Source organism: Flavobacterium sp. Arc2 (assembly GCF_041431385.1).
Taxonomy (GTDB): Bacteria; Bacteroidota; Bacteroidia; order Flavobacteriales; family Flavobacteriaceae; genus Flavobacterium.
On the sequence record NZ_JASMRH010000009.1, the window covers coordinates 92,608 to 112,494 of the forward strand.

The 19,887-nt window shown below is 34.2% G+C and carries 16 protein-coding genes and 2 pseudogenes; 13 read left to right on the forward strand and 5 right to left on the reverse strand.

The genetic code is table 11. The features are described from left to right. Positions 1 to 207 precede the first annotated feature (207 nt). From QO182_RS08140 to QO182_RS08160, 5 genes and pseudogenes are all read right to left on the reverse strand, one after another. Positions 208 to 429 (reverse strand): annotated as a pseudogene (locus tag QO182_RS08140) (transposase); the annotation flags it as partial. A gap of 62 nt (positions 430 to 491) precedes the next feature. After that, positions 492 to 686 (reverse strand): annotated as a pseudogene (locus QO182_RS08145) (transposase); the annotation flags it as partial. 98 nt (positions 687 to 784) lie between these two features. Continuing rightward, positions 785 to 1,183: a transposase gene (locus QO182_RS08150; RefSeq protein ID WP_371561001.1), complete on the reverse strand. Its 399-nt coding sequence runs from the start codon at positions 1,181 to 1,183 to the stop codon at positions 785 to 787. Next, positions 1,176 to 1,778 carry a transposase gene (locus QO182_RS08155; protein ID WP_371560917.1) on the reverse strand — a complete coding sequence of 201 codons (603 nt, stop codon included), beginning with the start codon at positions 1,776 to 1,778 and terminating at the stop codon, positions 1,176 to 1,178. Before QO182_RS08155 ends, QO182_RS08150 begins: the two co-directional genes overlap by 8 nt. A 191-nt stretch (positions 1,779 to 1,969) precedes the next feature. Continuing rightward, positions 1,970 to 2,359 carry an SPOR domain-containing protein gene (locus QO182_RS08160; protein ID WP_371560918.1) on the reverse strand — a complete coding sequence of 130 codons (390 nt, stop codon included), beginning with the start codon at positions 2,357 to 2,359 and terminating at the stop codon, positions 1,970 to 1,972. Positions 2,360 to 2,576: 217 nt separating this feature from the next. On the opposite strand from QO182_RS08160, the gene QO182_RS08165 reads away from it, so the two are divergent. The 13 genes from QO182_RS08165 to ruvA all read left to right on the forward strand — a co-directional run bounded on the left by QO182_RS08165 (position 2,577) and on the right by ruvA (position 19,873). Beyond that, a complete protein-coding gene (locus QO182_RS08165; protein ID WP_371535546.1) occupies positions 2,577 to 3,917 on the forward strand; it encodes a cytochrome c3 family protein in 1,341 nt (446 codons plus the stop codon). 32 nt (positions 3,918 to 3,949) lie between these two features. Continuing rightward, complete coding sequence (locus QO182_RS08170) at positions 3,950 to 7,000, forward strand: TAT-variant-translocated molybdopterin oxidoreductase (protein ID WP_371560920.1); 3,051 nt, start codon at positions 3,950 to 3,952, stop codon at positions 6,998 to 7,000. Positions 7,001 to 7,038: 38 nt separating this feature from the next. Then, positions 7,039 to 8,445 carry an NrfD/PsrC family molybdoenzyme membrane anchor subunit gene (gene nrfD, locus QO182_RS08175; RefSeq protein WP_371560922.1) on the forward strand — a complete coding sequence of 469 codons (1,407 nt, stop codon included), beginning with the start codon at positions 7,039 to 7,041 and terminating at the stop codon, positions 8,443 to 8,445. Then, positions 8,435 to 8,959, forward strand: coding sequence for a DUF3341 domain-containing protein (locus tag QO182_RS08180; protein WP_371560924.1), 525 nt, complete (start codon positions 8,435 to 8,437; stop codon positions 8,957 to 8,959). Before nrfD ends, QO182_RS08180 begins: the two co-directional genes overlap by 11 nt. A 7-nt stretch (positions 8,960 to 8,966) precedes the next feature. After that, the gene (locus QO182_RS08185) at positions 8,967 to 9,512 is read left to right on the forward strand and encodes a cytochrome c (RefSeq protein WP_371535557.1); all 546 of its coding nucleotides are present in this window, start codon (positions 8,967 to 8,969) and stop codon (positions 9,510 to 9,512) included. A gap of 27 nt (positions 9,513 to 9,539) precedes the next feature. Continuing rightward, positions 9,540 to 10,997, forward strand: coding sequence for a quinol:cytochrome C oxidoreductase (locus QO182_RS08190; protein ID WP_371535558.1), 1,458 nt, complete (start codon positions 9,540 to 9,542; stop codon positions 10,995 to 10,997). Positions 10,998 to 11,016: 19 nt separating this feature from the next. Then, the gene (locus tag QO182_RS08195) at positions 11,017 to 12,171 is read left to right on the forward strand and encodes a cytochrome c oxidase subunit II (protein ID WP_371535560.1); all 1,155 of its coding nucleotides are present in this window, start codon (positions 11,017 to 11,019) and stop codon (positions 12,169 to 12,171) included. 28 nt (positions 12,172 to 12,199) lie between these two features. Further along, complete coding sequence (locus QO182_RS08200) at positions 12,200 to 13,984, forward strand: cbb3-type cytochrome c oxidase subunit I (protein WP_371560926.1); 1,785 nt, start codon at positions 12,200 to 12,202, stop codon at positions 13,982 to 13,984. 145 nt (positions 13,985 to 14,129) lie between these two features. Continuing rightward, a complete protein-coding gene (ruvB, locus tag QO182_RS08205; RefSeq protein ID WP_371535565.1) occupies positions 14,130 to 15,152 on the forward strand; it encodes a Holliday junction branch migration DNA helicase RuvB in 1,023 nt (340 codons plus the stop codon). Between the two features lie 46 nt (positions 15,153 to 15,198). Then, entirely contained in the window at positions 15,199 to 16,107 is a 909-nt protein-coding gene (gene queG, locus QO182_RS08210) for a tRNA epoxyqueuosine(34) reductase QueG (RefSeq protein ID WP_371560928.1), read from the forward strand. A gap of 215 nt (positions 16,108 to 16,322) precedes the next feature. Further along, entirely contained in the window at positions 16,323 to 16,757 is a 435-nt protein-coding gene (locus QO182_RS08215) for a CBS domain-containing protein (RefSeq protein ID WP_371535569.1), read from the forward strand. Positions 16,758 to 16,912: 155 nt separating this feature from the next. Further along, positions 16,913 to 19,195: an NADP-dependent malic enzyme gene (locus tag QO182_RS08220; RefSeq protein WP_371560930.1), complete on the forward strand. Its 2,283-nt coding sequence runs from the start codon at positions 16,913 to 16,915 to the stop codon at positions 19,193 to 19,195. A gap of 96 nt (positions 19,196 to 19,291) precedes the next feature. After that, a complete protein-coding gene (gene ruvA / locus QO182_RS08225; RefSeq protein WP_371535575.1) occupies positions 19,292 to 19,873 on the forward strand; it encodes a Holliday junction branch migration protein RuvA in 582 nt (193 codons plus the stop codon). Positions 19,874 to 19,887: the final 14 nt, after the last annotated feature.

A 19,887-nucleotide genomic window follows, 5' to 3' on the forward strand; every position in this document is an offset into this window, starting at 1 on the left:
ACTAATGTAGTTGATTACTGGAGTGTATCCTGAGAAATATAGTTTAAATATGAATTCCGCGTCTGTTAGCGATGAGTTCATATTAAGTTTGCAAGAGATGCAGTGTTTGTCGACTTTAAGTCTTTAGCAACATGTGAACAAAATATGGGATAAACAACAAGAGGCTGTCTGAGAAGATAGCCTCTTTGTTTTTTATCTCATATTGATTCATTGATATTTTATTGAACATTTGAAATTCATCATCAAAAACTGTTCTAAAGGGTTATTCGGTTGGTTTCTGAAGCCCAAATCAGGTCTAAAATTATGCAAACGTACTTTTGCTATCCATTTAGAAAAGTTGTGAGCAGTAGCAATTAAACCAAATTCAATATTTACTTTGGTTAATGTGATTAATGTAAAACGTTTAAATCCTTTGTTTTGCTTAATATTTCCAAAAACAGGTTATGGTTCTATGCATCTTTTAGAGTAAATTCCTTTTCCTAATTCACTTTCTAAATTTGTCTTGCTTGAGTTTTGAGCTTTTGAAGATGATGATTAATTTCTATTTTTCTATTTCCCTTGCCTTTATAGCATTGTCCCCACATTGAGCATCCTTCACAATTAACAGCTTGATATACATAATGGTGTTGTAAAAAACCTGTTGTTGTTTTTGATTGTTTAGTATAAATATTGGTCATTTTTTGTCCTAGCGGGCAAACTAAAAAGTCCGTTCAGTATTATAAAAAAGGTTTGTGCGGGGAATAAATTTTTCTTGTGCTTTCGTTTTTGTTCAATTCGATACATATTATACGGAAAAAAAATCAACTTGTTTGTTTTTAAGTAGTTGATAATTCTCTTCGCTTCCATAACCAGCATCGGCTACGATTTGCTTAGATTGTTTTTTGTAAGCATCTTCAAAACCAATTAAATGTGGCTCTAAGGTTGTAAAATCAGTAGATTTTTGATGAGTAGAATAGTGTGTAATAATCTGATTTTCTGTAGAAATCTGAATGTTATAGGCTGGTTTCAATTGCCCGTTCATCATGTGATCTTCCTTCATGCGCATAAAAGTAGCGTCGTTATCAGTTTTGGCATAACTGTTTCGATTTCCAAGAATTGTAAGGTGTTGCTCGTACTCTTTAAGCTTTGGTAGTTGTTCTTTTCTAATTTTTGGACTGCCTTTTTTTGTTGTTTGGTTAAAAATTCAGCTTTTGTTTTTTTTTTATAGTTTGAATTTTCTCTTCTAATTTCTGACTATCAATTTTTGTTTCGTTTTGATTATCAGTATGCATGATGTCTGACTCGATAGCTTGGCCAATTTCGGCCAAAACAGCATCTATCTTACCTTGAAGTCTCTCTTTATTTTTTTCAACTGCTTTTTTCCAAACAAAACTATATTTATGTGCATTGGCTTCAATTTTGGTTCCATCGATAAATTGTTTCTCAAGACTAATAAGTTCCAAATCAACCATCATCTCAACGAGTTGACTGAAAAGCTTTTCGACGTTCCCTTTTAATTTTTGTCCTCTAAAATCATTTATGGTTCTAAAATCAAGCTGTAAGCCACCTGAAAGCCACATAAAGTAAATGTTTTCCTTAACTGCTTTAGCTATTTTTCGACAAGAATAAGTATTGTTTAAATATCCGTAAAAAAGCACTTTAAGAAGCATTTTAGGATGATAGTTAGAAGAACCACCACCTTTATACTGTGAAATAATATCAGGTATTTCTAATCTTTCAACAACAGAGTCTATTAATCTAGCGGAGTGATTTTCTGAAATTAAAGCATTTAAATTCAATGGAAAAAGTTCTTGCTGATGCACTGAATGGTGCTTAAAAATGGGCTGCATAAATGTTATTTTGAGTTCTTAAATATGACTAAAAGTCAGCATTATAACATAAAAAATGCCCGAAAATTACTTTTCGGACAGTCTCTTCTTGTTTCATACAATTGCTAAAATCTTTTTAAAGAAATTGATCTTCCGTATTTTTATTTCTGAGGTTTTATTAAATAGGCATTTTCGTACTTTCTACGAATCTTAATTAAATTGCGTTCTGCTTCGATCTTTGTTCTGAAATTACCTACCCAAACTTTATAGTTAGGAGTGTTAAAGACTATAGTACCGTCAAGATCTAAAAAATCTTGTTTGCAATCGTTTAGTGTCTTTTTAGCTTTGTCACTGTCACCACTAAAAATTTGAATTTTATAACGTTCATTTACAGTTATTGAGACGTTTGTTTTTCTTTTTTCATTTAATAGTTGCTCAAATTTTGGGTCTTGAGTAATAGTAAGATTTCGGTCTTGTGCTTTTAAATTACTGGATAGTATACTCAGTATAAGGGAGTAATAAAAGATATTTTTTATTGTTATTATTTTCATAACGTTTTGGTTTTTAGGTAAAAGTAGTATTTAATGAATAAATGTAAAGCATAATTATTATTTAGAATAGTTATAAATTGAAATTAAGATTATTTTAAGGTTTTGAGAATAGTTCATAAGTCGTATTTTTGTCGAAGTTTAAAATAAAGGAGCAGTTTTTATATAAGTTTTTATAGAAAAAACTGTGCCAATTTTTAGTAGATAATCATTATATTTTATGAAAAAGGTGGGTAACCATAATTCGAACTCAAGGAAACTATTTTTAAGCTTAGCTTTAATGCTAACGTTTTCCTTAACTTCATTTGCGCAAGATGCTACTCCAGCAGCCGCAAGTGAAGCTCCAGCAGCCGCAACTGAGGCTCCAGTAGCTACTCAAGGTGGTGACCCGGTTAAGGGTAAAGAACTTTTTAATGCAAATTGTGCTGCATGTCATAAGCTTGATGCTAAAGCGACTGGTCCAATGCTTAGAGGTATTGCTGGTAAGCATGATATGCCATGGCTTTACAAGTGGATTCATAACAGCGCTGAACTGATAAAATCAGGAGATGCAGCAGCTGTTAAGGTCTATGAAGAGAATAATAAGGTCGCTATGACAGCGTTTCCTGCGCTTTCTGAGGGTGACATTGATAATATAATTGCTTATACTTCTGAAGTTAAGGCTGAGGCTCCTGCTCCAGTTCCTGGTACTGCGGTAGCTGGTGGTTCTGATCAAGGTGGTGTATCTAATGGTGTTGTATTAGGTGCTCTTGCTCTTGTAATGGCTATGTTAGTTGTTATGTTGTTCTTAGTGAATAATGTTTTAAGAAAAGTGGCTAAAGCAAATGGTATAGAGGTAGCTCCGAAAACGGCTACTACACCTATTTGGAAAGCATTTGCTAAAAATCAATTTTTAGTATTAGTTACTGCGATATTTTTATTGTTAGCTAGTGCGTATTTCGTTTACGGTTTCTTGATGCAAGTTGGTGTAGATCAAAATTACGAGCCAATTCAGCCGATTCATTATTCTCATAGAATTCACGCTGGAGATAATGAAATCAATTGTAAATACTGTCACTCTGCTGCTAGGGTAAGTAAAAATGCTGGTATTCCATCTTTAAATGTTTGTATGAACTGTCATAAAAACATTGCTGAAGTTGCTGAAAGTACTGCTACTCCAGAATACAGCAAAGCGTTCTACGATGAGCAAATCCAAAAATTATATACAGCGGTAGGTTGGGATAAATCAACTCAGTCTTACACTGGAAAATCACAGCCTGTGAAATGGGTTCGTATTCATAACTTACCTGATTTTGTGTATTTCAATCACTCGCAACACGTAACTGTTGCTGGTATCGAGTGTCAAACATGTCACGGTCCGGTTGAAACATATGAGATTCAAAAACAATTTGCTCCACTAACAATGGGCTGGTGTATCAACTGTCATAGAAAAACTGATGTTAAAATGGAAGGGAATGAATATTATACAAAAATTCATGAAGAACTTTCTAAGAAATACGGTGTTGACAAATTGACTGCAGCGCAAATGGGTGGATTAGAATGTGGTAAATGTCACTATTAATCAAATTATTAAGATTTTAATATTTATATACAATGTCATCAAACAAAAAATACTGGAAAAGTGTTGAGGAACTAGAAAACGGTTCTATTGTTGAGGCGCTTAGAAATAACGAATTTGTTGAAGCAATTCCTACTGATGAATTTTTAGGAAATAAAGAGGCTATGTCTTCTTCAACATCACGTCGTGACTTTTTAAAGTACGTTGGATTTAGTACTGCAGCGGCTACGCTTGCTGCATGTGAAGGTCCGGTTAACAAGTCGATTCCTTATGTATTGCAGCCAGAACAAATCATTCCTGGAGTAGCAGATTATTATGCTACTTCTGTTTTTGATGGTTTTGATTTTGCAAATCTACTTGTTAAAACTCGTGAAGGGCGTCCTATTAAAATAGACAATAATACTATTTCAGGAGCTAAATTTACTGCTAATGCAAGAATTCATGCGTCGATATTGTCGTTGTATGATAACATGCGTTTGAAAGAGCCAAAGATTGGTGGTAAAGATTCAACTTGGTCTGCTGTAGATTCAAAAATTAAGTCAAGTATAGTTGAGGCTAAAGCAAAAGGTGGACAGGTAGTATTGTTGACTAATACTTTAGCTAGTCCATCTACTGAAAAATTAATTGGTCAATTTATCGCTTCAAATCCAAATGCGAAACATATCATTTATGATGCTGTTTCTTCATCTGAAACTTTAGATGCTTTTGAAGCTGTTTATGGTGAAAGAGCTTTGGTTGATTATGATTTTTCAAAAGCTTCACTTATAGTTTCTGTAGGTGCGGATTTCCTTGGTGATTGGCAAGGTGGAGGGTATGATTCAGGTTATGCTCAAGGTAGAGTTCCTAAGAACGGAAAGATGTCACGTCATTTTCAATTAGAAGCAAATATGACTTTGTCTGGTGCTGCTGCTGATAAGCGTTTGCCGATGTCAACTGCAAATCAAAAACAAGCATTAGTACAGATATATAATATAGTAACTGGTTCTGCTGTTGCTGTTAGTTTAGAAGATAAGTTTAAATCTGAAGTAACAAAGGCAGCGCAGCAATTAAAATCAGCTGGTTCAAAAGGTGTTTTGGTTTCTGGTATTCAGGATAAAAATGCTCAATTATTAGTTTTGGCTATTAATCAAGTTTTGGCTAGTGAAGCTTTTAGTACTTCTGGAACAAGACAGATAAGAAAAGGGTCTAACGAAAAAGTAGCTCAATTAGTTAAGGATATGAAAGCGGGAAGCGTTCATACTTTGATAATGAGTGGTGTTAATCCTGTTTATACATTGGCAGATTCTTCCTCTTTTACTGAAGGTCTTAAGAAAGTAACTACTTCTGTTGCTTTTACTTTAAAAGAAGATGAAACAGCTTTAGTTAGTACTATAGCTGCTCCAGTGCCTCATTATTTAGAAGCTTGGGGTGATTTAAGTCTTACTAAAGGGACTTATAGTTTAACTCAGCCTACAATTCGTCCATTGTTTGATACAAAACAATTTCAAGATGTTTTAATGTCTTTAAATGGAATCTCTGGAACATATTACGATTATATAAAAGCAAATTCATCTTCAATTGTTTCGGGTGCTACTTGGAATAAAATTTTGCATGATGGTGTTTATGTTGGTGCTGCTCAATCAGTATCTGGTGGTGCTGCTGATTTTAGCGCTGCTGCAAGTGCATTAGCAAATTCAAAAGCTGTCGCTGATTATGAATTAGTATTGTATACCAAAACAGGAATGGGTGACGGACAACAAGCTAATAACCCTTGGTTACAAGAGTTTCCAGATCCTATCACAAGAGTGTCTTGGGATAATTATGTTACTGTTTCGAATGCAGATGCTAAAGCATTATCTATGTCTAATGAAATCGTTGCTAATGGTGGTCTTAACGGAAGTTATGCTACGATTACTACAGCTGATGGTTTAAAACTAGAAAATGTTCCGGTAATTGTTCAACCAGGTCAAGCTGTCGGTACTATTGGATTAGCTTTAGGTTATGGTCGCAAAGCAGCTTTAAAAGAAGAAATGCAAGTAGGTATAAATGCTTACTCTTTATATAAAGGTTTTAATGATGTACAATCTGTTACATTAGAAAAAGCGGATGGTGATCACGAGTTTGCTTGCGTTCAAGGTCAAAAAACATTAATGGGTAGGGGAGATATAATCAAAGAAACCACTTTGGAGATATTCAATACTAAGGACGCTAAGTTTTGGAATGAAGTTCCTATGGTGTCTTTAAACCATGAAGAAGTAGAGGCTACTACAGTAGATTTATGGGATTCATTTGATCGTTCTGTTGGGCATCACTTTAATCTTTCTATTGACTTGAATGCTTGTACTGGTTGTGGAGCTTGTGTAATTGCTTGTCATGCTGAAAATAATGTTCCTGTAGTAGGGAAATCTGAAATTAGAAGAAGTCGTGATATGCACTGGTTGCGTATTGATAGATATTATTCTTCTGAAAGTACTTTTGAGGGAGATAATGAAAGAAAAGATAATATTTCTGGTTTGTCAAGTTCATTGTCTACATTTAATGAAATGGAAAAAGCTGGAGATAATCCTCAGGTAGCATTCCAGCCTGTAATGTGTCAGCATTGTAATCATGCACCATGTGAAACAGTTTGTCCAGTAGCGGCAACATCACATAGCCGTCAAGGTCAAAATCACATGGCATACAACAGATGTGTTGGTACGCGTTATTGTGCGAACAACTGTCCTTATAAAGTACGTCGTTTTAACTGGTTCTTGTATAACAAAAACAGTGAATTTGATTATCATATGAATGATGATTTAGGACGTATGGTTTTAAATCCTGATGTGAATGTTCGTTCTCGTGGAGTTATGGAAAAATGTTCTATGTGTATTCAAATGACACAAGCAACTATTTTAAATGCTAAAAGAGAAGGTAGAGAAGTAGTTGATGGAGAATTTCAAACTGCATGTTCGAATGCGTGTTCTACTGGAGCAATGGCTTTTGGAGATGTTAACGATAAAGGAAGCAATATCACTAAATTAGCAGAAGATGAAAGAATGTATCATTTGCTAGAGCATGTCGGAACAAAGCCAAATGTGATTTATCACGTGAAAGTTAGAAATACTTAGTACAAAAAATTATTAATTAAGAAACAAGATAAAGGATTATGTCGTCTCACTACGAAGCAACCATTAGAAAACCTTTAGTTATAGGTGATAAATCTTATCACGACGTAACAGTTGATGTAGCTGCGCCTGTTGAAGGTAAAGCAAACAAACAATGGTGGATTGTATTTTCAATCGCATTAACAGCTTTCCTTTGGGGAATAGGCTGTATAATTTACACCGTATCAACAGGAATTGGAACATGGGGATTAAATAAAACAGTTGGTTGGGCATGGGATATCACGAACTTCGTTTGGTGGGTTGGTATCGGTCATGCAGGAACATTGATTTCCGCGGTATTATTATTATTCCGTCAACGTTGGAGAATGGCTATTAACCGTTCTGCAGAAGCAATGACAATTTTCTCCGTTGTACAGGCGGGTCTATTTCCAATTATACACATGGGTCGTCCATGGTTAGCGTATTGGGTATTGCCTATACCGAATCAATTTGGATCTTTATGGGTGAATTTTAACTCACCATTACTTTGGGATGTTTTTGCAATTTCTACTTATTTATCAGTTTCATTGGTTTTCTGGTGGACTGGATTGTTACCTGATTTTGCAATGCTTAGAGATAGAGCTATAACTCCTTTTAATAAAAGAGTTTATTCCATACTAAGTTTTGGATGGAGTGGTAGAGCTAAAGATTGGCAACGTTTTGAAGAAGTATCTTTAGTTCTTGCTGGACTAGCAACTCCTCTTGTACTTTCAGTGCACACTATTGTATCAATGGATTTTGCTACTTCTGTAATACCTGGATGGCATACTACAATTTTCCCTCCTTATTTTGTGGCGGGTGCAGTATTCTCAGGATTTGCAATGGTAAATACTTTGCTTATTATCATGAGAAAAGTATCTAACCTTGAGGCTTATATTACGCTACAACACATTGAATTGATGAACATAGTAATTATGATTACTGGTTCTATTGTTGGGGTTGCCTATATAACTGAACTTTTCATCGCATGGTACTCTGGAGTTGAATATGAGCAATATGCTTTCTTGAACAGAGCTACCGGACCATACTGGTGGGCATATTTGTTGATGATGTCTTGTAATGTGCTTTCTCCACAATTTATGTGGTTTAAAAAATTAAGAACAAGTATTATGTTTTCTTTTGTTTTGTCCATTGTAGTAAACATAGGGATGTGGTTTGAAAGATTCGTAATTATTGTTACTTCGTTACATAGAGATTACTTACCGTCATCATGGACAATGTTTTCACCAACGTTTGTCGATATAGGAATTTTTATAGGAACAATTGGTTTCTTCTTTGTATTGTTTTTATTATACTCTAGAACTTTTCCTGTAATTGCACAAGCAGAGATTAAGACGATATTAAAAGGAACAGGAGATAACTACATAAGAGAAAGAGCAGCTAATAAAGATTTACATCATGAGAAATAAAGTAATATACGCCATTTATAATGACGATGATCTATTGATGGATGCGGTTAAACAAACTAGAGCAGCTCATCATCATATTGAAGAAGTTTTTACTCCATTTCCGGTCCACGGTTTGGATAAAGCAATGGGACTTGCACCTACCAGACTAGCTATTTGTTCATTCATATACGGTTGTATTGGTATTGCATTTGCCACTTGGATGATGAATTTTATTATGATTCAAGATTGGCCACAGGACATTGGTGGTAAACCAAGTTTCAGTTATATTGAAAATATGCCAGCATTTGTGCCTATTATGTTTGAGATGACTGTGTTTTTTGCAGCGCATTTAATGGTAATTACTTTTTATATGAGAAGTAGGTTATGGCCTTTTAAAGAAGCTGAAAATCCTGATGTAAGAACAACAGATGATCACTTCCTAATGGAAGTAGCCGTTAATAACAATGAGGAAGAATTAGTTTCTTTTTTCACTAAAACGGGAGCTGTAGAAGTTAAAGTAATAGAAAAGCATTAATTTAGATATGAAAAGGGTATACAAAATAACACTATTATTCGGCATTACTATTTTAGTAGCATCTTGCCATAATAATTCAGCACCGAACTATCAGTACTTTCCTAATATGTATGAATCAATTGGCTATGAAACGTATTCAGAGTCTAATGCATTCAAAAACGGTAAAGAAGGTCAACTTCCTGTTGATGGAACCATAAACAGAGGTTTTGAACCGTATGAATATGATAACACACCTGAAGGATATGATTTAGCAAAAGCTAATAGCAAATCTCCGCTAGACTCTTTGGACAGAAATTCTGACAAAGGGAAGGCACTATTTGAAATTTATTGTATAAGTTGTCATGGGGCTTCTGGTAACGGTAAAGGAAAATTAGTAGAAAGAGAAAAATTTCTTGGGGTTCCAAGTTATAAAGACAGGGTCATCACGGAAGGAAGTATTTTTTATGTTGTGACTTATGGTTTAAATTCAATGGGGTCTCATGCTAATCAAGTAAGTGCCCATGAACGTTGGTTAATTGCTGACTATGTTCTAAAACTGAGAAGCCAATTATAATTGTTGAACAAACTGATCGTAATAGATATGTATACATTTTCAAGTAAATTAAAAACTTTTTCTTTCATCTTAATGGCTGTCGGTCTATTGGGAATTGGATATGGTTTTTATACTGCACCAAAAGATATTCAAGAAGTTGAAAAAATTCTTGCTGCTGAAAGCCATGGAGGACATGGTGAAGCTAAGCATGAGGTTGCTGCTGAGTCTGAAGAAGCTCATGCTGTAATAGAGGATCATAAAGAAGTTGATGCTGCTGTAGAAGCTGGTGATACTTCTACAATGGTAGATAGTAATAGTGAAGTTGCTACAAATGTAGCGCCTGTTGAAGCTCATGCGGTAGCGGAGAGTCACAGTGAAGTTGGAGCTGCTGCTGAACATGAAGAGCATTTAACTCATGTTTTGCACGAATTGCAAAACAAACCATGGGCGGCTTTGTATGTAGCTTGTATCTTCTTTTTGTTGATTTCTATGGGAGTATTGGCATTTTATGCTATTCAACAAGTTGCATCTGCTGGTTGGTCTCCTGTATTGTTTAGAGTAATGCAAGGGATTACTGCTTATTTGCCATGGGGTTCTGTAATTTTCTTCGTGATTTTAATTCTGTGTGGTCTTCATTTTAATCATTTGTTTATTTGGTTAGACCCTGAAGTTGTTGCTCATGATAAGCTTATAGCTACTAAATCAGGTTACTTAAATTTTCCATTCTGGATTGCTAGAGCTGCAGTATTCTTAATTGGTTGGAATTTATATAGATATTATTCTGCTAAAAATTGTTTAGCGCAAGATGAATCTAAAGATGATAGTTTCTATAAAAAGAATTTCAATATTTCTGCTGGATTTTTAGTGTTCTTTATAGTTACTGAATCTATTATGTCATGGGATTGGATTATGTCTGTAGATCCTCACTGGTTTAGTACATTGTTTGGATGGTATGTATTTGCAAGTTTCTTTGTAAGTGGAATTACTATGATAGCGTTGGTTAGTTTATACTTGAAATCAAGAGGGTTTTTGGAATATGTAAATACGAGTCATATTCATGATTTAGCTAAATTTATGTTTGGTTTTAGTATTTTCTGGACCTACCTTTGGTTTTCACAATTTATGTTAATTTGGTACGCTAATATACCTGAAGAGATTACTTATTTCATAACAAGAATAGAATTGTATAATTTACCATTTTTTGGAGCGGTTGTTATGAATTTTGTTTTTCCTATATTGATTTTAGTAAATACTGATTTTAAAAGAATCACTTGGGTACTTGTTATGGCAGGTGTTGTAATATTAGCTGGACATTATATTGATTTCTTCAATATGATTATGCCAGGTACGGTTGGAGGTAGATGGTTTATTGGAGTATCAGAAATTGCTTCTGTTCTATTCTTTCTAGGGTTGTTTATATTTGTTGTTTTTACAGCATTGACAAAAGCTCCTTTGTTACCAAAAAGAAATCCTTTCATCGAAGAGAGTAAACATTTTCATTATTAATATTTAAAGAAAGAAACAGATGACAAGTTTGTTGGTAATTATAGTTTTAGTTTTATTAGCTGTTGCTTTATGGCAATTGACTAAAATATTTGACCTTACTCAAGTAGGTTCTGATTTAGACAGCTCTCAAGTGGCTTCTGATAATGACAATAATGTACAGGGTTATTTAATGTTTGGCTTTTTAGCTTTTATTTACATATTTTCAATATATGGTTTGTTTGTTTGGGGGCCTCTTGTTCTTCATACTCCAGCTTCGGCACACGGAGGTCAGGTAGATAATCTAATGAATATTACTTGGGTATTGATTTTTATTGTTCAGGCAATAACACAAGTTTTATTACATTACTTTGCTTTTAAGTATAGAGGTAAAAAAGATCAAAAAGCGTTGTATTTTGCAGACAACAATAAGTTAGAAGCAATATGGAGTGTAATTCCTGCGGTTGTATTGGCAGGTTTAATTCTTTATGGTTTATATGCTTGGACAAACATTATGTTTGTTGACGAGGATGAAGATACTATCGTAGTAGAATTATATGCTCAACAATTTAAATGGACTGCTAGAATTTCTGGTGAGGACAATGTTTTAGGAAAAGCAAATGTTAGATATATTGAAGGTGTTAATACTTTGGGTGTTGATATGGCAGATCCTTATTCGCAAGATGATATTGTAGTTTCAGAATTACATATTCCAAAGGGAAAGAAAATTCACTTTAAGATGAGATCTCAGGATGTTCTGCACTCAGCTTACATGCCATATTTTAGAGCACAAATGAATTGTGTTCCTGGTATGGTTACTCAATTTGCTTTTGAGCCGATTTATACAACTGCTGAATATAGAGAATTGCCTTATATGATTGATAAGGTAGCAAATATTAACTCTATCCGAGCTAAGAAAAGTACTGATTTAGTTGCTAAAGGGCAATCTGCTTTAGATCCTTATAGCTTTGATTATTTACTTCTTTGTAATAAAATCTGTGGTGCATCCCATTATAATATGCAAATGAAAATTATTGTTGACACGCCAGAAGATTATAAAGCCTGGTTGAAAGAACAAACTCTTTTGGTCGAACAAGTGAAAGCTTCAATGGCTCCAGCTCCTGTTGAAGGTGCAATGAGTACTGATAGTTTGAAAGCAAAAGATACAGAGGCTGTTGCTAAAATAGCTATGAAATAATTATTAAGAATATTTAAAGTACACAAATATGTCAGCAGAAGTTCACGAACACGAACACGAACACCATCATAAAGATACTTTCATTACTAAATATATTTTTAGTCTTGATCATAAAATGATTGCTAAACAATACCTAATTTCTGGTATTATAATGGGTATCATTGGTGTGAGTATGTCTTTGCTATTCAGAATGCAGTTAGCATGGCCGGAAGAATCTTTTAAGATTTTTAATGTATTACTAGGAGATAAATGGGCTCCAAATGGGATTATGACGAATGATATTTATTTATCTTTAGTCACGATACACGGTACTATAATGGTATTCTTTGTTTTAACAGCGGCTTTAAGTGGTACGTTTAGTAATTTATTAATACCACTTCAAATTGGAGCTAGAGATATGGCTTCAGGGTTTATGAATATGATTTCTTATTGGTTATTCTTTTTATCAAGCGTAATTATGATTTCATCTTTGTTTGTTGAGTCAGGTCCGGCAAATAGTGGTTGGACAATTTATCCTCCTTTAAGTGCTTTACCGCAAGCTATTGGTGGTTCAGGTATGGGTATGACACTGTGGTTAGTATCAATGACTATTTTTATTGCATCTTCTTTAATGGGGTCTTTAAATTACATAGTAACTGTGATAAACTTAAGAACAAAAGGTATGTCAATGACAAGATTGCCTCTTACAATCTGGGCTTTCTTTGTAACTGCAATTATTGGAGTTGTTTCATTTCCAGTTTTATTATCTGCTTGTTTATTATTGATTTTTGACAGAAGTTTTGGAACTTCTTTCTTTCTATCGGACATATATATAGCTGGTGAAGTTTTACATTATCAAGGTGGTTCTCCAGTTCTTTTTGAGCACTTGTTTTGGTTCTTAGGACACCCAGAAGTTTATATTGTTATTTTACCTGCTTTAGGTATAACTTCAGAAATTATTGCAACTAATTCTCGTAAACCAATTTTTGGTTATAGAGCGATGATTATGTCAATTATAGCTATTGCTTTCTTATCTACAATTGTTTGGGGACATCATATGTTTATCTCAGGAATGAATCCATTTCTAGGTTCGGTGTTTACTTTTACGACTTTGTTGATTGCAATACCGTCAGCGGTAAAAGCTTTTAATTACATAACGACACTTTGGAAAGGTAACTTACAGTTAAATCCAGCAATGTTGTTTTCTATTGGATTAGTTTCTACTTTCATAACAGGAGGTTTAACAGGAATTATTCTTGGAGATAGTACACTCGATATTAATGTGCATGATACTTATTTTGTAGTCGCTCACTTTCACTTAGTGATGGGTATATCTGCGCTTTATGGTATGTTTGCAGGAATCTATCACTGGTTTCCTAGAATGTTTGGTAGAATGCTTAATAAAAATCTAGGTTATGTTCACTTTTGGGTTACTGCGATATGTGCTTATGGTGTGTTTTTTCCAATGCACTTTATCGGATTAGCAGGTTTGCCTAGACGTTATTACACGAACACAAACTTTCCATTATTTGATGATTTACAAAATGTAAACGTTCTTATAACTACTTTCGCATTAATTGGAGGAGCATTTCAACTGATATTTTTATACAACTTCTTTAGTAGTATATTTTACGGAAAGAAATCTGTTCAAAATCCTTGGAAATCGAATACACTTGAATGGACAGCACCTGTTGAAGGTATTCACGGTAACTGGCCAGGGGAAATTCCTGAAGTGCACCGTTGGCCGTATGACTATAGTAACCCTAATCATGATGAAGATTTTGTACCTCAAAATGTTCCAATGAAGCCTGGTGAAGAAGTTTTACACCACTAAAATATATTTAAAAGCCTTTACTTTCGTAAAGGCTTTTTTTATGTTTGGATTATAGTGATGTTAAAGTTTTTGTTTAAATATAGTATTTTTTTAAACTCTTTTATCAGTGCCGTATTATACTGATACTTTATTTTATCTTTGTTACATGAATGAAAATCTAGATCCAACAACTAACGGGTATAATTCTGAAGAATTTGACCTCGAAAAAAAACTAAGACCATTATCGTTTGATGATTTTGCTGGTCAAGATCAAATATTGGAAAACCTTAAAGTTTTTGTTGAAGCAGCTAATCAAAGAAATGAAGCGCTTGATCATACGCTCTTTCATGGACCTCCGGGATTAGGAAAAACAACTTTGGCCAATATTTTGGCTAATGAGTTACAAGTAGGAATTAAGATTACTTCTGGTCCAGTTTTGGATAAGCCGGGTGATTTAGCTGGTTTGTTAACTAATTTAGAGGAAAGAGATGTTTTGTTTATTGATGAAATTCATCGCTTAAGCCCTATTGTAGAAGAATATTTGTACTCTGCAATGGAAGACTTTAAGATTGATATCATGATTGAGTCAGGTCCAAATGCGAGAACTGTCCAAATTAACCTAAACCCGTTTACTTTAATCGGCGCAACAACACGTTCTGGACTTCTTACAGCGCCTATGCGTGCTCGTTTTGGGATAGCTTCTAGACTTCAGTATTACACGACGGAACTGTTAACGTCTATTGTAGAAAGAAGTGCTTCGATACTTAAAATGCCCATTTCGTTAGAAGCGGCAATTGAAATTGCAGGAAGAAGTAGGGGAACACCTCGTATAGCGAACGCTTTGTTACGTCGCGTACGTGATTTTGCTCAGATAAAAGGGAATGGGACCATTGATATTGAAATATCGAGATATGCGCTAAAGGCATTGAATGTTGATGCTCATGGTTTAGATGAAATGGATAATAAAATTTTGACTACCATTATAGATAAATTCAAAGGTGGACCTGTTGGTTTGTCTACTTTGGCAACAGCCGTATCAGAAAGTAGCGAAACTATTGAAGAGGTATATGAGCCATTCCTGATTCAGGAGGGATTTATAATGAGAACCCCAAGAGGTAGAGAAGTAACAGATAAGGCCTATAAGCATTTAGGGAAACTGAACACTAATATTCAAGGAGGTTTGTTTTAGTTATTAAGGCATTCTCTTTTTTAAATAATGAACTATTAATTCAAAATTGAAATATACCCAATTTATTAAATCCGAAGCCAAGCGCCTCGGATTTTTGTCTTGTGGTATATCTAAAGCTGGTTTTCTTGAACTGGAGGCTCCTCGACTAGAGAATTGGTTAAATAAGAATCAGAATGGGCAGATGTCTTATATGGAAAATCATTTTGATAAACGTTTAGACACAACACTGCTTGTTGATGGTGCTAAAAGTGTCATTTCATTGCTGCTGAATTATTACCCTGAAACCAGTCAAGTCTCAGATTCTTATAAGATTTCTAAATATGCTTACGGTCAAGATTATCATTTTGTAATTAAAGAGAAACTAAAAGAACTGTTGTTTTTAATTCATGAAAATATTGGAGAAGTTTCGGGTCGGGCTTTTGTTGATTCTGCTCCGGTTCTGGATAAAGCTTGGGCAGCCAAAAGCGGTTTGGGATGGATCGGAAAAAACAGCAATCTATTAACTCAAAAGGTGGGTTCATTCTATTTTATAGCAGAACTCATTGTTGATTTGGATTTAGAATATGATAGTGCTACAACAGATCATTGCGGAACCTGCACGGCGTGTATTGATTCCTGTCCTACAGAAGCTATAGTTGCGCCTTATATAGTTGATGGGAGTAAATGCATATCCTACTTCACGATAGAGCTTAAAGACAATATTCCGCAAGAGATGAAAGGAAAGTTTGATGATTGGGCTTTTGGCTGTGATATATGCCAAGATGTTTGTCCCTGGAACAAATTCTCTAAGCCACATGATGAGCCTTTGTTCAATCCGAATCCAGAATTGCTATCTATGTCTAAGAAAGATTGGGAAGAAATCACGGAAGATACTTTTAAGAAAGTTTTCAAGGACTCTCCGATAAAGAGAACAAAATTTGCAGGGTTAAAAAGAAATATAGAATTTTTAAAGTAATTTTTTTTTGAACTTAAATTAGATCTTTTTATGTAGTATTTTACATTTTATTTTATTGAGGTGTTGTAGTAGACTTTTTTATTAGGTGCGTTTTTAATGTAAACAAAGTATCGAAGGCAGGTGTACTAATTTGTTTAGTACATAGCTTTAAAAAAAAAATCTGTTCTTTGTGTGTTATTTTTTTTTAACTTTATAGTCAACTAAAAATTTTCAATATGACTGTAGATCAAATATTAAGCATTAAAGGAAATGAAGTTCACTCCATTGTTTCAACCATTACGGTTTATGAAGCCTTAAAAGTGATGGGAGAAAAAAATGTAGGAGCTGTTTTAGTAATTGAAGATAATTTGCTGAAAGGAGTTTTATCTGAAAGAGACTATGCCAGAAAAATTGTATTGAAAAACAAAGCCTCTAAGGATACTTTTGTATCTGAAATCATGGAACGAAATGTAATTACAGTTAAACCGACAGATAATCTAGATTATTGTATGGAAATGATGAGTACAAAAAGAATCAGGCATTTACCGGTTGTTGATAATAATGCGGTCTTAGGTATCATTTCAATCGGAGATGTTGTGAAGTCAATTATAGAAATACAAAAGGAAACGATTCAGCATTTAGATTCTTATATCAGTGGGACAAAGTCATAATTATAAATGGAAATATCAATGTAAATAGCTGCAAATTAATGCAGCTATTTTTTTTGCTACAAAATGATAGTTGTTTTTTTTCAAAAGAATAGGAGAATAGTGTACTTTTTAGAGCAACTCTTATATCTTTGTACGCTAGAATAAAATCTAAATAAATGAACAAGAATAGCAAGAGAAGAGAAGCATTATTATATCATGCGAAGCCGACTCCCGGTAAAATACAAGTAGTTCCAACAAAGAAATATGCAACACAAAGAGATTTGTCTTTGGCTTATACTCCTGGTGTAGCAGAGCCTTGTTTGGAAATTGCAAAAGATGTTAATAATGTATATAAATATACAGCTAAAGGGAATTTAGTTGCAGTTATTACAAATGGAACAGCAGTTTTAGGGCTTGGGGATATAGGGCCCGAAGCTTCAAAGCCAGTGATGGAAGGGAAAGCCTTGTTGTTTAAAATATTTGCTGATATAGATGTTTTTGATATTGAAGTAGATGTTAAGGATATCGATAAATTCATTGAGACCGTAAAAGCTATAGCGCCTACGTTCGGTGGAATAAATTTAGAAGATATCAAAGCCCCTGAATCATTCGAAATTGAAAGACGATTAGTTGAAGAGCTTGACATTCCTGTTATGCATGATGATCAACATGGAACTGCAATTATTTCATCTGCAGCATTGTTGAATGCACTTGAATTAGCAGAAAAGAAAATTGAAAATGCTAAAGTAGTAGTGTCAGGTGCAGGTTCTGCAGCTTTGGCTTGTGCTAATTTGTATGTATTGTTAGGAGTTAATCCTGCTAATATTACCATGTTTGATAAAGATGGAGTTTTGTCTAAAGACAGAACTGACTTGTCGCAATTACAACAACGATACGCAACTGATAAAAATGGATTAAAACTAGGAGAAGCTATAAAGGGAGCAGATGTTTTCTTAGGTCTTTCTGCCGGAAATGTTCTTTCAGCGGAAATGTTACTAGCTATGGCAGACAATCCTGTTGTTTTTGCAATGGCAAATCCAGTTCCTGAAATTGATTATCATTTAGCGATAGCTACTCGTACAGATATTATTATGGCTACGGGAAGATCAGATTATCCTAACCAAGTCAATAACGTACTAGGTTTTCCTTATATTTTCCGTGGTGCATTAGATGTTCGTGCTACAAAAATTAACGAAGCAATGAAAATGGCGGCTGTTAGAGCGCTTGCGGCTTTGGCAAAAGAACATGTTCCTGAACAAGTAAATATTGCTTACGGTGCGACTAAATTAATTTTTGGACGTGATTATATTATTCCTTCTCCATTTGATCCAAGATTGATCAGTGTTGTTGCTCCTGCAGTAGCAAAAGCTGCAATGGACTCTGGAGTTGCCTTAAATCCTATTACGGATTGGAATAAATATGAGGAAGAGCTTTTAGACCGCTTGGGTAATGATAATAAAATGGTTCGATTGATTACCAATAGGGCTAAAATGGATCCAAAGAGAATCATATTTGCGGAAGCTGATCATTTAGATGTGTTGAAAGCTGCCCAAATTGTTTTAGAAGAGGGAATTGGTCAGCCGATTCTATTGGGTAATATGGAAATAATATTAGAGCTAAAAAAAGAATTAGGTTTTGAAACCGAAGTTGAAATTATAGACACTAAAGTTATTGAAGAAAACGAGAGAAGAAATAGATTTGCAAATACATATTGGGAAGCAAGAAAAAGAAGAGGAATTTCTTTGCTTGATGCTCAAAAACTAATGCGTGAAAGAAACTATTTTGCAGCAATGATGGTAAATGAAGGACAGGCTGATGGTTTAGTAACCGGATATTCTAGAAGCTATTCATCTGTAGTTAAACCTATGTTACAGCTAATCGATAAAGCACATGGCGCATCAATTGTTGCGACTACAAATATGATGATGACCAAGCGTGGTCCAATGTTTTTGTCAGATACTGCCATAAATATCGATCCGTCTGCTGATGATCTAGCGAAAATCGCTATAATGACTGCTAAAACGGCCAGAATGTTTGGTGTTGAGCCGGTTATAGCGATGGTTTCATTTTCAAATTTTGGATCTTCTACAGATTCAAGTGCTGCAAAAGTAAGAGAGGCTGTAGCTTATTTGCATCAGCATCACCCCGACATGGTAATTGACGGAGAGGTTCAGGCTGATTTTGCTTTGAATCCTGAGATGTTAAAAGAAAAGTTTCCTTTCTCTAAACTAGCGGGTAAAAAAGTGAATACTTTAATTTTTCCAAACCTTGATTCTGCAAATATTACTTATAAATTATTAAAAGAATTAAATCAGGTAGATTCTATTGGACCAATAATGTTAGGTATGAGCAAACCAGTTCATATTTTTCAATTAGGAGCAAGTGTAGAAGAAATGGTTAATATGGCTACTATTGCCGTTATTGATGCTCAGGAAAAACAGAAGAAAAAAAACAAATAGATTAAGTAGATATTAAAAAGCACTCCATATTCGTTATGGAGTGCTTTTTTAAATTCTAAAAAATCTATATTTATCATTAAAATATAAAACAATTAAATGATAGCACATTTACAAGGTAAATTAGTCGAAAAAACACCAACAGAAGTAGTTATTGATTGTGGCGGTGTAGGTTATCACGTGAACATCTCGTTACATACTTATTCATTGCTTCCTAATGCTGATTTTATAAAATTGTTTACTCATCTTCAAATAAAAGAAGATGCACATACTTTATTCGGATTTGTTGAAAAATCAGAAAGAGAAATTTTTAAACTGTTGCTTTCTGTTTCAGGTATAGGAGCTAATATTGCCAGGACAATGTTGTCTTCATTAGATCCAAAACAAATTACAAATGCAATTGCATCTGGTGATGTAGTTACGATACAATCGATTAAAGGAATTGGAAGTAAAACTGCTCAAAGAGTGATTCTTGATTTGAAAGACAAAGTGTTGAAACTTTATGATTTAGATGAAGTTTCAATGTCGCAAAGCAATACAAACCGAGATGAGGCGTTATCAGCATTGGAGGTTTTAGGTTTTGTTAGAAAAAATTCAGAAAAAATTATCGAAAAAATAGTCAAAGAGGATCCAGAAGCTTCTGTGGAATCAATTATTAAGAAAGCTTTAAAAAGCTTATAAAATCAAAGTTAAAA

Excerpts from the sequence above, each read along its gene's own strand:
- QO182_RS08215 (WP_371535569.1), top strand. The coding sequence starts at position 16,323 with ATGACTGTAGATCAAATATTAAGCATTAAAGGAAATGAAGTTCACTCC.
- ruvB (WP_371535565.1), top strand. The coding sequence starts at position 14,130 with ATGAATGAAAATCTAGATCCAACAACTAACGGGTATAATTCTGAAGAA.
- nrfD (WP_371560922.1), top strand. The coding sequence starts at position 7,039 with ATGTCGTCTCACTACGAAGCAACCATTAGAAAACCTTTAGTTATAGGT.
- ruvA (WP_371535575.1), top strand. The coding sequence starts at position 19,292 with ATGATAGCACATTTACAAGGTAAATTAGTCGAAAAAACACCAACAGAA.
- QO182_RS08170 (WP_371560920.1), top strand. The coding sequence starts at position 3,950 with ATGTCATCAAACAAAAAATACTGGAAAAGTGTTGAGGAACTAGAAAAC.
- QO182_RS08220 (WP_371560930.1), top strand. The coding sequence starts at position 16,913 with ATGAACAAGAATAGCAAGAGAAGAGAAGCATTATTATATCATGCGAAG.
- QO182_RS08165 (WP_371535546.1), top strand. The coding sequence starts at position 2,577 with ATGAAAAAGGTGGGTAACCATAATTCGAACTCAAGGAAACTATTTTTA.
- QO182_RS08190 (WP_371535558.1), top strand. The coding sequence starts at position 9,540 with ATGTATACATTTTCAAGTAAATTAAAAACTTTTTCTTTCATCTTAATG.
- QO182_RS08160 (WP_371560918.1), bottom strand. The coding sequence starts at position 2,359 with ATGAAAATAATAACAATAAAAAATATCTTTTATTACTCCCTTATACTG.
- QO182_RS08180 (WP_371560924.1), top strand. The coding sequence starts at position 8,435 with ATGAGAAATAAAGTAATATACGCCATTTATAATGACGATGATCTATTG.
- QO182_RS08200 (WP_371560926.1), top strand. The coding sequence starts at position 12,200 with ATGTCAGCAGAAGTTCACGAACACGAACACGAACACCATCATAAAGAT.
- QO182_RS08185 (WP_371535557.1), top strand. The coding sequence starts at position 8,967 with ATGAAAAGGGTATACAAAATAACACTATTATTCGGCATTACTATTTTA.
- QO182_RS08195 (WP_371535560.1), top strand. The coding sequence starts at position 11,017 with ATGACAAGTTTGTTGGTAATTATAGTTTTAGTTTTATTAGCTGTTGCT.